The sequence below is a fragment of the Sunxiuqinia indica genome (assembly GCF_009847015.1).
Classification (GTDB): domain Bacteria; phylum Bacteroidota; class Bacteroidia; order Bacteroidales; family Prolixibacteraceae; genus Sunxiuqinia; species Sunxiuqinia indica.
On sequence record NZ_WVEM01000006.1, the window covers coordinates 223,061 to 235,611 of the forward strand.

9 protein-coding genes are annotated in these 12,551 nt (G+C 38.4%); all 9 read left to right on the forward strand.

The features are described from left to right. The first annotated feature begins 12 nt into the window (after nt 1-12). The 9 genes from GR929_RS11090 to GR929_RS11130 all read left to right on the forward strand — a co-directional run bounded on the left by GR929_RS11090 (nt 13) and on the right by GR929_RS11130 (nt 12,549). Nucleotides 13-990 carry a family 43 glycosylhydrolase gene (locus tag GR929_RS11090; RefSeq protein ID WP_159519746.1) on the forward strand — a complete coding sequence of 326 codons (978 nt, stop codon included), beginning with the start codon at nt 13-15 and terminating at the stop codon, nt 988-990. A 12-nt stretch (nt 991-1,002) separates the two neighbouring features. Next, nucleotides 1,003-2,397 (forward strand): glycosyl hydrolase family 28 protein, encoded by a 1,395-nt coding sequence (locus tag GR929_RS11095; RefSeq protein WP_159519748.1) that lies wholly within the window; start codon nt 1,003-1,005, stop codon nt 2,395-2,397. A 21-nt stretch (nt 2,398-2,418) separates the two neighbouring features. Further along, the gene (locus GR929_RS11100) at nt 2,419-4,725 is read left to right on the forward strand and encodes a heparinase II/III domain-containing protein (RefSeq protein ID WP_159519749.1); all 2,307 of its coding nucleotides are present in this window, start codon (nt 2,419-2,421) and stop codon (nt 4,723-4,725) included. Between the two features lie 2 nt (nt 4,726-4,727). Then, on the forward strand, nt 4,728-6,677 hold the full coding sequence (locus GR929_RS11105) for a glycoside hydrolase family 97 protein (protein WP_159519750.1): 1,950 nt from the start codon (nt 4,728-4,730) through the stop codon (nt 6,675-6,677). A gap of 345 nt (nt 6,678-7,022) precedes the next feature. Continuing rightward, nucleotides 7,023-8,231, forward strand: a complete 1,209-nt coding sequence (locus tag GR929_RS11110) for a site-specific integrase (protein ID WP_159519752.1) — start codon at nt 7,023-7,025, stop codon at nt 8,229-8,231. Nucleotides 8,232-8,345: 114 nt separating this feature from the next. Then, a complete protein-coding gene (locus GR929_RS11115) occupies nt 8,346-9,104 on the forward strand; it encodes a metallophosphoesterase (RefSeq protein WP_159519754.1) in 759 nt (252 codons plus the stop codon). A 69-nt stretch (nt 9,105-9,173) separates the two neighbouring features. After that, nucleotides 9,174-10,187, forward strand: a complete 1,014-nt coding sequence (locus GR929_RS11120; protein WP_159519756.1) for a MarR family transcriptional regulator — start codon at nt 9,174-9,176, stop codon at nt 10,185-10,187. Beyond that, the gene (locus GR929_RS11125) at nt 10,180-10,947 is read left to right on the forward strand and encodes a hypothetical protein (RefSeq protein WP_159519758.1); all 768 of its coding nucleotides are present in this window, start codon (nt 10,180-10,182) and stop codon (nt 10,945-10,947) included. The genes GR929_RS11120 and GR929_RS11125 overlap by 8 nt, the downstream gene beginning before the upstream one ends. Before the next feature lie 363 nt (nt 10,948-11,310). Then, nucleotides 11,311-12,549: an RNA-binding domain-containing protein gene (locus GR929_RS11130; protein ID WP_159519760.1), complete on the forward strand. Its 1,239-nt coding sequence runs from the start codon at nt 11,311-11,313 to the stop codon at nt 12,547-12,549. Nucleotides 12,550-12,551: the final 2 nt, after the last annotated feature.

Genomic DNA, 12,551 nt, shown 5'->3' on the forward strand with positions numbered 1-12,551 from the left:
TAAAACGATAATATGAACGATAAAAAAATTAAAAATTGGTTGTTGCTAATTTTGATTGTTGCAGGCATATCGGCTTGCAGCCCGCAAGAAGCAAAAAGAATCTCCAATCCTATCATGGAGGGCTACTTTGCGGATCCTACGATAGTGCACTATGACGGTAAATATTATATTTATGCTACCATCGATCCGTGGGGTGGCGAAGAATTGGCGGTTTTCGAAACGGTCGATTTTCAACAATTCGAACAAAAGCATATTAACTGGCCAACAAAAGAAGCGTGTACAAGTACTACTTCCGGGAATGATATGGTTTGGGCTCCTTCTGTAGTACAAGGAACAGATGGGAAGTTTTATATGTATGTTTCAGTTGGTAACGAGATTTGGGCAGGGAGCGCTGAGCATCCGCTTGGGCCCTGGAAGAATGCGAAAGAAGATGGCACTCCGCTCATACCGGGTAATACGATTCCCGGGTACCACATGATTGATGCAGAATGTTTTATCGATGACGATAATCAGGCATACCTTTATTGGGGATCAGGCTTAAACTGGGTGAATGGCAAATGTTTTATGGTTCCTTTGGCAGCGAATATGGTTGATTTTCTGAAAGAGCCAACAGATGTGACACCTCCTAATTATTTTGAAGGACCGGTTATGATGAAAAAGAATGGAATCTATTACCTGATGTATTCTAACGGGAAAGCAATTGATCATACCTACAATGTTCGATATGCCACCGCAAAAAGCCCATGGGGCCCATTTGAAGAAGGTTCCAATAGTCCTATCCTCAAAACCTCGGCCGATAGTACAACTTATGGCCCCGGTCATCACTGCGTATTTTCTCACGATGGACAGGATTATATTCTCTATCATCGTATTTTTCCGCAGAATGAAGACTATGTATTAAGACAACTTTGCCTCGATAGTTTAAATTTTGATCTGGAAGGAATCATCAAAAACGTTAAACCTCAAGGGGTAGCACCTTTTGTTCACTAAAAAGGAAACGACATGAAATATATTATTTGTACATTCTTAATCAGTATTGCTTCACTTATTCAAGCACAAGAGCTAACAACTTACGAAGTGCCGCAAGAGTTGTTTTATACTGCGCATAACGATGATTTTACCGTTAAAGTTCGCATTCCCGGAGGCGATTGGAAAGATTTATATGAGTATAAAGTTGGGGTGGATATGGATACCCAAAGTACTGCGTCGATGGTTTCATTCGATTTTACAGGAATGGTTGAAGTGCAGGTTCGAAAGAATAATGGATTGGTGAACGCAGTGCAGATCCGTCCGTTGTCCTATGGGATTACGCCAAAAGTGCAGGAGCAAATCATAACTTTCACGCTCGATCAACCACGTAAGATATCGCTTGAAGTTAATGGAGATAAACTTCAAAATCTGCACATTTTTGCCAATGCTGTATTAACCAACAAGCCCGATCCTGATGATCCAAACGTGCTTTATTTTGGCCCCGGGCTTCATCAACCGAAGGATCTGCCTGGCGATGTATTTCACATCCCTTCTGATAAAACAGTATTTATTGATGGTGGTGCAGTTATAAAAGCCAAATTGTTAGTTGATAATGCACATGATGTTAGAATAGTCGGGCATGGAATTGTCTTTCAGCCTGAACGGGGAGTTGAAATCCGGCATTCGCAAAATGTAACCGTTGATGGACCAATTTTTATTAACCCAAAACATTACACAATATACGGAGGTCAAACAACTGGTTTGACTGTGCGAAATATCAAATCGTTTAGCAACCAGGGCTGGAGCGATGGTATAGACCTTATGGCGTGCTCAGATGTTGTAATTGACGATGTGTTTATGCGAAACTCCGACGATTGTATTGCTATTTACGGACACCGTTGGCAGTTTTATGGTAATGCACAAAATTATCAGGTTAAAAATTCAACACTTTGGGCCGACATTGCGCATCCGATAAATATTGGGGGGCATGGAAATGCAGAAGCTGGTGGTGATACCATTGAAAATATAGCTTTTACCAATATTGATATTTTGGAACACGATGAAGATGACAGAAATTATCAGGGATGTTTGTCGATAGCGTGCGCAGATAATAACCTGGTTAGGAATGTGAGCTACAAAAACATCCGTATAGAAGATTTTCAGGAAGGACAGTTATTTCATTTCAGAGTTGTATTTAATCCAAAATACAGCTCGGCTTCTGGCCGGGGAATTGAAAATATTACGTTGGAAAATATTGAATACAATGGTTGGGGAGCTAATCCGTCAATTATCCTTGGTTATAATGAAGAGCGCCTCGTGAAGGATATTCAAATTAAAGGATTAAAAATCAACGGGAAACTGATCAGTAATGCTACGGATGGCAATATTAAGATTGGAGAGCATGCTGTTCAAGTAGATTTCAAATAGAAATAGAGAAAGCCTGATAAAATGCAAAAGAGATTGTTTATAAAAAGAATACTACTGATTGTTATCGTATGCTTTACGGGCTCTTCCATATTCGCAAACGGACGTAGTTATTTACTACATACTGATGCCAATGTTGCCCGGCTGAAAAAGCAAATAGAAACTAATATAGAGGTGAAAGAGGCATGGATAAAACAGCTGGAAACAGCTGAAGATTTGTTGGAAAAAGACAAGAACGGAGCACCGGATTTGCAGACTCTAGGATTAGTTTATCGGGTTACAGGGGATACACGATTTGCCAAACGTATAAAGCATACGTTGCTACAAATTATTAGCAGGGAAACCTGGGAAGGCCGGGAATTACTGCAACGCACTCCGCCATGGAAAGGTGGTTTGGGTACCGCACATACAACGTTTTATGTGTCTATTGGTTTTGATTGTGTTTACGAGTTTTTAAACCCTGAAGAGCGTCGCCAGATTGCTGAAGGAATAGTCCGTCTGGGAATTCAACCAGCTATGGATGATTGGTTGAATGCCGATTCCAGCATCCACACTTTCGATACCATGGGGCACAACTGGTGGAGTGCTTGCGTAGATATGGCAGGGGTTGCCGCCCTGGCAGTAAGAGATGAGATTCCTGAAGCAAGGCAATGGGTCAAAGAAGTTTCAGCATATTCTGTTGAGTGGTTTAACTATGCTGGAAGCGTTCTGCAAAATAAACCCAAATCATTCGATCGCAATGGCGGATTTTACGAAAGCATTAACTACGCTAACTTTGGTTTTTCACAATATCTGCTTTTTCGTTTGGCTCATCAAAATGTACTCCCAAACGTAGAATTGCCTGCAATTCCTCAAATGGAACTTATGGCTGATTTTTTTATTCAGACAACTTATTATTCTGAAGATGGGCCGATTGCCGTTAATTTTGGCGATGGCGGTGCTCATCGAAACGGAAATGCATGTGTGGTTTTACTTTGGAACTTAGGTATTCAAAAAGACCGTTATGCCTGGTACCTTAAACAAACAAATCATGGCGATGACAGAGAGGGATTAACAGTTGGTACAGCAAATGGCCTTATTCTTAATCCCGATCTTCCGGAGCTGAAAGAAGGTTATAGCCCGGAATTATCTACAATGCAACTGTTCCCGGACATGGGTTGGGCAATGTTACGTGATTCATGGAAAAAGGATGCTTCATTTTTGGCTGTTAAATCGGGTTTTACCTGGAATCATACACATGCCGATGCCGGATCGTACATCCTTTTTCATAAGGGAAAAAACCTGATTATCGATTCAGGGCATTCGGGGTATAGTTCGCCGCTTTACACAAAATATGATTGCCAGAGTATAGCCCACAACGTGGTGTTATTTAACGGTGAAGGGCAGCGAAAAAAAGACCCGTATTTTGGCGTGGTAAACCCTGGGAGCCTTCATAATTTAATTGGCACAAGTGATTTTAAATATCTTTTGGCCGATGCAACCGGACCTTACTCACATCTTCTTTCCAGAAACTACCGTAGCTTTATTTGGATAGGTGATGTTATCTTGGTATTCGATGATTTATTGGCTGACGAACCGGGACAATTTGAGTGGTTGCTACACTACGAAGGGGACTCAGAACGCCGGGGACTTGATTTATCAATAAAAGATGGTGACGCAGAGGTGCTTGTTCGCCCGCTGTTTCCGGAAACATTTCCCAATGGAGGATTACCCCATGACTTCCCGGAGAAAATGCGCTTAACTGAAAAGTTGGGATATAAAGATCGCAATACAAGCCAGGCATACTGGTCAATTAGTCATTTTGAGCAAACAAGCCGTACCAAGTTTCTGTCTGCTATAATCCTTAAAAATGAAGAAAACAAAACTAATTTACCGTTGATTGAACGTTTCCAGGGAAACGATTTCTTAGGTGTCCGCATCACGCAAAAGGGGGAAATAACTGAGGTCTATTTCAACCTGTTAGCAGATGGACGATTAAAACACCGCAACAGCATTATCAGTATCAACGGATGGGAAACCGATGCATACATAATGGCGATAACCTTTAATGAAGGGACTGATAAAACAAAGGTAGAAAACGTAAAAGATTTGTTTTTAAGCCACGGTAGTTATGTTAGGAGTAATGGGCAGGTATTGGTGCATGCATTGTCGAAATATTCAGCATTGGTCGAGGATTTTAACGGACAAGCAAATATCAGTTTTCAAGGGCAACCAATAACCAGTTTTAGCCTGTATTCTCCAGGAAATAAGTCATCAATCTTAGTCAATAATAAGACTTATCATGGTGATTATGATTTGCAAACAAAACGGATCAAAACAACTATTAAATAGCTATGAAAAAATATAATATCGCCATCATTATAGTCCTGCTAATATTCAGCAGTAAAACAAATGCCCAAAAAATTATTGAATCCACCAAACAGGTTTTAAAATCACCAAACGAAAAATTTGTATTTGAGTTTTTCCAGAAAAGTGATCGCAATGGGAAAAAGCAAATGTATTATCAGCTTTCTTTTGAAGGTAAACCTGTCATTTTAGAATCAGAATTGGGAGTAATTATAGAAAATAACCTGTTTGAGTCGGCTTTGGCAATAGAAAACGATCCCAGTGACTTGTGGTGCGAGAACCTGGATTTTAAAGGTGTAGAGAGAAATTCGGTTGAAGAAACCTGGAAGCCGGTTTATGGAGAACGGAACGTGGTCAAAAACCACTATAATGAAATGGTGATTCACTTCAACAAATTTGGAACGGAAGGTGATTTGGAAGAAGGTTATGCCGGAACGTTTTACGATAAACGTCGGAGTTATAATATGGATCTTTTGGTGAGGGCTTATAATGAAGGAGTTGCCTTCTCTTATCATTTCCCTGAAACTTCAAATGGCCTTTTTTTACATATCGAAGGAGAACAAACCAGCTACACCTTACCCAAAGGTACTATGGCTTATTATGAACGCTGGGCCCAGGGGCCTTATAGTTATTTGCCTTTAGAAGATTGGCCGGGTGAGTGTGAACGACCATTAACGTTGGACTTGAAATGCGGATTACATGTAGCTCTACTTGAAGCACAAATGGTTGATTATAGCAGAGGAAAGTTTGTATTGGATGATCATCAAGCAAATACCATTAAGCTGTCTATGTATAGCAACGTTGACGCTACCCGCCCCTATTCAACTCCCTGGAGAGTGATTATGGCGGCAGATACACCCGGAGAACTATTAGAAAATAACGACATTGTATTAAATCTGAATAAACCCAATCAAATCCAAAATACTTCGTGGATAAAACCAGGAAAGGTTATCCGATCGAACCTGACAACTCAGGAAGCGATAGCATGCATTAATTTTGCTGCGGAGCATAACCTTCAGTATGTACATCTCGATGCCGGCTGGTATGGCTCGGAAGTGGACGTAACTTCGGATGCTACAACGGTTGATGAGAGCAGGGATTTGGATATCCATGAATTGGTAAATTATGGGGCAAGCAAAGGTGTTGGTATAATGTACTACATTAATCAACGCGCATTAACTAATCGATTGGATGAAGTGTTTGAACAATGCCGGAAATGGGGAGTAAGGGGCGTTAAATTTGGATTTGTTCACATCGGTTCAAACCGTTGGACAACCTGGTTACACGAGGCGGTAAAAAAAGCTGCCAAGTATCAATTGATGATCGACATTCACGATGAATACCGTCCAACCGGGTTTAGTCGTACTTACCCAAATCTTATGACGCAGGAAGGCATTCGAGGAAACGAGGAAATGCCGGATGCAACGCATAATACCACACTCCCTTTCACTCGTTTCCTTGCTGGTGCAGGTGATTATACTATTTGCTATTACAACAATCGAATAAAAACAACACATGCTCATCAGTTGGCCTTGTCTGTTGTATTTTATAGCCCATTGCAGTTTCTTTATTGGTATGATAAACCGTCTGCTTATCAAGGCGAAAAAGAGATTGCCTTTTTCGACGCGGTAAAAACGGTTTGGGATGATACGAAAGTAATAAACGGTGAAGTTGGCAAATACATTACGGTTGCACGTCGCTCAGGAGATGAATGGTATGTTGGTGCAATAACAAACAATGACGGCCGCAACATTCAAATTCCCTGCTCATATCTTGAGCCCGGGAAAAGCTATACGGCAACCATTTATTATGACGATATGAGCCTGAATAGTCGAACTAATGTGAATATTAATACACAAGAAGTAGATAATAAGAGTACCCTAAATTTCGAGTTGCAGGCAAGTGGAGGAGTGGCCATTCATATTCAACCAAATTAACTGATTTTACTAAGTACACGACAAAATAAACTATCTTATCTCTTAACCACTCCAATATTGAACTGAGCCCAAATTGAGCTGCAATCTGTGTGCAAATTGTGACAAACAAAAAGAGAGCTACAACTAATTAGTTGTAGCTCTCTGGTTTTTAAGTGGGCCCACCTGGGCTTGAACCAGGGACCACCTGATTATGAGCAAGTGTTTTTTGACTTTCATTTAACGTCACAACCCTTCATGTAGCTGATATTCTGGCATTTAAAAAACGTAACTTTGTGATAAATTATTATTTATTTACCTTTATTAGACTATTTGTTGTACCTATGTTGTACCCAAAATTCATCCCAAATGATTAGTTTTAAGACAGTTCTAAGGAAGAAAAAATTATCTACGGGTAAATATCCCATTTATCTAAGAATTACTAAAGACCGAAAGACTATATTCTTTCGCACTCCTTATACTTCTTTAGAAAGGGAATGGGATGAAAAACAAGGCAAATTCAATAAACACGCTTCAGATTATTTACAGAAAAACAGACTGCTTCTAAAGTTTATCGACCGGGCAACCAATATTGTTACTGATCTGGAACAAAATAAATCCGATTATACTTTGTCTGATGTTGAGAATGCCTTACGCATTGAAACCAATCCTGCCAATAAGGTGATATATCCATTTTGGGAAGAGATAATCTCAGAACAAAAATTAGCCGGCAGAACTGGCAATGCCAGAATTCACTCTGACACTCTTGTCTCTGTTAAAAAGTTCTCCAAGGGCAAAGAGCTGATCTTTCATCAAATCACACCCGAATTTTTGGAAAAATATGAATCATGGTTACGCTCAAGAGGGGGTACTGACGGTGGAATTGGTGTTAAAATGAGATCTATTCGTTCTGTTTTTAACGCCGCAATAAAAAGAGGCCGAATAAAAGAAGCCATTTATCCATTTAAATCTTATAAAGTATCAAAACTCAAAGGTAAGGGAGCCAAAAAGGCTCTAAAATTGGATGACATTCAGAAAATTGCAAAACTAGACTTAAGCAAACATCCTATTTTGGTTGATACCAGGAATTATTTCATATTCAGCTTTTACACAAGGGGAATGAATTTTGCAGATATGGCTATCCTTAAATGGAAAGATGTCTCGGATGATCGAATTTATTATACCCGTTCCAAAACAAAAAGGAACTTTCAAATAAAGATTCTACCTCCAGTTCAAGAAATCCTTAACTACTATAGAGGAAAACGAAATCAAACGGATTACGTCTTTCCAATACTACTCGAAAAGGACATGACTTTCTCTCACTTAGAGAACCGGAAAAGAAAAATCCTAAAAAGATATAATAAAGGATTAAAGGAAATTGCATCCTTATGTGGTATTGACAAACCATTATCGAGCTATGTTGCCCGCCACAGTTATGCAAACAGCTTAAAACAGAAGGGCATCTCCACAGACATTATCAGTGAATCCATGGGACACCAAAATATTGCCATCACACAAGCTTATCTTAAAGAATTGGATAATACACTGGTGGATGAAGCTATGGAGGTATTATTGTAAAAATAAGAATACTTTTACACTGATGAAACGAGCATGGAAGTACTTCGCATATAAGAAAGTAGTTAAAATGCGAGTTCCATAGTGGTACCACTGAAAATAAACAATTTTAATCACGTGAAAATACAATATTGCTCAGATTTACACTTGGAATTTCCAGAGAATAAGAAGTATTTATTGAAAAACCCAATAACGCCAGGGGGAGATATTCTTGTATTGGCTGGTGACATTGTACCTTTTAAGATTATGGATAAGCACAATGATTTCTGGGATTATGTATCATCTAATTTTCGCTACACATATTGGGTGCCAGGAAATCATGAATATTATTATTCCGAGATAGGAGAACGTTCGGGAAAATTCGTTGAAAAAATACGCAGCAATGTTCTTTTGGTTAACAATACTTCATTTGTACATGATGGTGTGAGATTAATTTTCACAACTCTGTGGACTGCTTTGTCAGATTTTAATCAATTTGCAATACAGCAACAATTATCCGATTTCAGGGTAATAAAAAACAACGGTCGTGTATTTGCCCCTGATGATTATAATCAAATACACAACTCCTGTTTGGGTTACCTAAAGCAAGAATTATCTAAAAATAATTGCGAGCAAACCGTAGTGGTAACTCATCATGTTCCAACAATGCAGAATTATCACGAAAAATATAATGGCAGTATCTTAAATGCGGCTTTCGCTGTTGAGCTACATGATTTAATAACGGATTCAGATATTGATTTCTGGATATTTGGGCACCATCATCAGAATGGTTCTGATTTTATGGTTGGAAAAACAAAACTACTTACCTGCCAGCTTGGTTATGTTGAGTTTAGTGAGCATATAGGTTTTTCAGCCAGCAAATGCATTGTTGTTTGATTATTAATAGAATAAACCTACATTTGCACAATATACTTAGTGGATTTATTGTGCAAAATCAAGTTTATCATGAAAACTCTTCAGGAATATATAAAGGAAGTACTAGGTGAAACAATAGTTGTGAACCGGTTACCTGAACACGAGGTAGCAAAGCTTCCAATGTATGTAAACCAATTGTATAGGATTTATACAACCAGACTTTTAGGAGTAGAGTTGGTATTGGCACAACTTATTGATGATGAAAATATATCAGTTGCCCAAACAGAAAAGCAGATAAGAAATCTAAGAAATCTATTCAATAAAACCGTAGTTCTTTTACTCGACCATGTGGTGTCATATAACCGTATCAGGCTAATAAGAAAGAAAGTGAATTTTATTGTGCCAGGGAAACAAGTTTTTTTGCCAGAAATGTTGGTTGACTTAAAAGACGGTGACACCACAAAAAGCTCATTTAAAGAAAATCAGAAATTAATACCATCGGCACAAGTTATTGTACTGTACCAGATTTTAGGATTAAGCGAGTTGTGGGATATTGAGCAGAAGCCTTTTAAAGAAATAGCTTTTAAATTGAATTATTCACCAATGGCAATTAGCAAAGCAGTTGAGAATCTTCAGGTACTTGATTTAGTTACAGTTGCTGGTGAAAAAGAAAAATTCGTTCAATTCAATTACGATAAGGTAAAGCTTTGGGAAAAAATTGATGAAAATGACTTCTGGAATTATCCGGTGTTTAAACGTGTTTATATCGATTCATTACCTCCAGGTATAAAAACATGGGACTGCAACACATCTGCCTTACCTGAATACTCAGATATGAATCCGAGTCGACAAAATTATGTGGCTATAGGAAGAACAGAATACAATAGATTGAACAAACAAAACTTGCTTCTAAATGCCAATCCTACAGAAGGAAACTATTGTGTAGAAGTCTGGAAATATAATCCAGGGGCTTTAGTGGATGCAGCAATTTTTACTGAGCAGACAGTTGATCCCTTGTCTTTGTATTTGACTTTGAAAAGTACGCCGGATGAAAGGATTGAACTGGCATTGGAACAAATAAAAGAGAAATATATTTATGGTTAGAGGGCTGGAAATATTCAAAGAGTATTTTAAAGACTATTCTGAAAATTATATAATTATCGGAGGTACAGCATGCGATGTAATTATTGACAATGCCGGATTTGAAGCCAGAGCTACTAAAGACATCGATATAATATTAATCGTCGAAGCTTTATCTAAAGATTTCGTTCAAAAGTTTTGGAAATTCATCAATGATGGCGACTATGAGCGGAGAGAAAAAAGTGAAGATGAAAGAAAATACTATCGTTTTATTAAGCCAAAAACCAATGGTTTCCCTCTTCAAATTGAACTCTTTTCGAAGATTCCCGATTTAATGGATCTGGAAGGCGAGCCTCAGTTGACTCCTATTCCTGTTGATGATGATTTGTCAAGTCTTTCGGCAATTTTGATGGATAACGAATATTATAAGTTCACCATCGATAATAGCAAGAAGGAGGAAGGTGCTCACTTTGCGGGAACAGAAGCTTTAATTTGCTTAAAAGCAAAAGCATTTCTGGATTTATCGCAACGGAAACTGGAGGGTGAAAAAATTGACGGTCGGAATATCAGAAAACACAAAACAGATATATTTCGATTGGCTGTACTTCTGCCAGCAGAGCACAAGGTTGAATTACCGGCCGGAATAAAAAGCGATCTTAAGGCATTCGTTGACTCAATTTCCAAAGAATTGCCTGACAATGCAATTTTTAAACAAATGGGCGTGGGGGCTATCGATGTAGAAGCAGTGTTCCAACAAATAAAAATTATCTTTTCTTTAGATTAAAAACACCAAATCTCATTCAACCCCGTAAACACCTCCAGCAACATTTTCGGAAAATTTTCAAAAGGAAAAGAAATAAATAATGAATGGAAAAAGTGGAAGTGTTGATGTGAGATTTCAAAAAGTTTTAACCGAAGTATACGAGGTTAAGTCTTTTTGAAATTGGCTTTGCGTGTAGGCGGCAATTAACTCTTCCGGTTTTGGAATGAATGGCTTTATGTCGGAAGCTTTTGAAAACCCGGAGGGCTTGTTTTTCGACAAATGGAGACACCTTTGTGATAAGGTTGGTAAAACTTCTTTTATATATTTTTGAATGACTTACCGAAATGTTGATACTTTTGCTAATGGGTTATAATTATATTTGCCATGACGCTATCTAAAGAGATACAAAAAGGTGAAAGTAAAACTCTTGAACTAAAAGAGTTTTTGCCAAAAAATGAAAGCATTGCCAAAACCGTTATTGCTTTCTCCAATACAAGTGGTGGAAAATTAGTTGTCGGAGTGAACGATAATCGGGAGATCACTGGGATTGACGACAATGAATTATTTGAAATGCAGGACAAAATCGCGTCGATAATTTCTGATAGCTGCTCTCCTGGAATTCTGCCTGAGATATACAGCGTGAATATTGAAAATAAGCTTCTGCTTGTTATTGAAATAGGACGTGGTAATCTTAAGCCTTACTTTTTAAAAAGTCAGGGAAAAGCCCAAGGCACCTACATTCGTATTGGAGCCACAAATCGACTTGCCGATACGGATGTCATTGCTGAACTTGAACGACAAAGACGCCATTTTAGTTATGATGAAGAAATTTGTTACGACGTGACATTCGATCAGCTCAACATTAATCCTTTAATTAAAAGATTTGAAGGTATTGGTAAATCTCTGAATAAAGAAAAGTTAAAAAACCTGCGACTTGTAAAATCAGACAATGGGACCGATTATCCAACCAATGCACTAATGATCTTGCTTGGAGAGTTCCCTCATTGTACTGTGAAATGTGCCAGATTTAAAGGCACGACTATGGATGTTTTTATTGACAAAAAAGAATATAGCGGAGATCTATTTTCAATTTTGGAAAATACCCAAAACTTTGTACTAAATCACGTCAATTTAAAAGCTGAAATAGAGGGATTATATCGAAAAGAAACCTATGAAATTCCGGAGGTCGCCTTACGTGAAGTATTAGTCAATGCCGTTATTCATCGTGACTATGTGAAACAGGGCAGGGATATTAAAGTCGGTGTTTATGATGATATCGTAAACGTCGTTTCTCCGGGGAGTTTACCCCACAACATCACAATAGAGGATATATTCAATGGACGTAGCGAAACGCGAAACAGAGTACTTGCAAACACGTTCAAAGAACTTGGTCTGATCGAACAATGGGGAAGTGGAATAAACCGAATCATAAATGCATGTAAACAATATGGTCTCGAAGTTCCAAAAATCGAAGAGCAAAATGATTTCTTTAATGTGGAAATCATGCGTCCGAAAGCTGAATCATCAAACACAAATAGCACCCAACTGACGGTGACCAATTACGACCGATTACGACCGATTACGACCGATTACGACCGATTACGACCGATTACGACCGATTAAGT

Coding starts and splice junctions, on each gene's coding strand:
- GR929_RS11110 (WP_159519752.1), top strand. CDS start 7,023: ATGATTAGTTTTAAGACAGTTCTAAGGAAGAAAAAATTATCTACGGGT.
- GR929_RS11105 (WP_159519750.1), top strand. CDS start 4,728: ATGAAAAAATATAATATCGCCATCATTATAGTCCTGCTAATATTCAGC.
- GR929_RS11100 (WP_159519749.1), top strand. CDS start 2,419: ATGCAAAAGAGATTGTTTATAAAAAGAATACTACTGATTGTTATCGTA.
- GR929_RS11125 (WP_159519758.1), top strand. CDS start 10,180: ATGGTTAGAGGGCTGGAAATATTCAAAGAGTATTTTAAAGACTATTCT.
- GR929_RS11120 (WP_159519756.1), top strand. CDS start 9,174: ATGAAAACTCTTCAGGAATATATAAAGGAAGTACTAGGTGAAACAATA.
- GR929_RS11090 (WP_159519746.1), top strand. CDS start 13: ATGAACGATAAAAAAATTAAAAATTGGTTGTTGCTAATTTTGATTGTT.
- GR929_RS11130 (WP_159519760.1), top strand. CDS start 11,311: ATGACGCTATCTAAAGAGATACAAAAAGGTGAAAGTAAAACTCTTGAA.
- GR929_RS11095 (WP_159519748.1), top strand. CDS start 1,003: ATGAAATATATTATTTGTACATTCTTAATCAGTATTGCTTCACTTATT.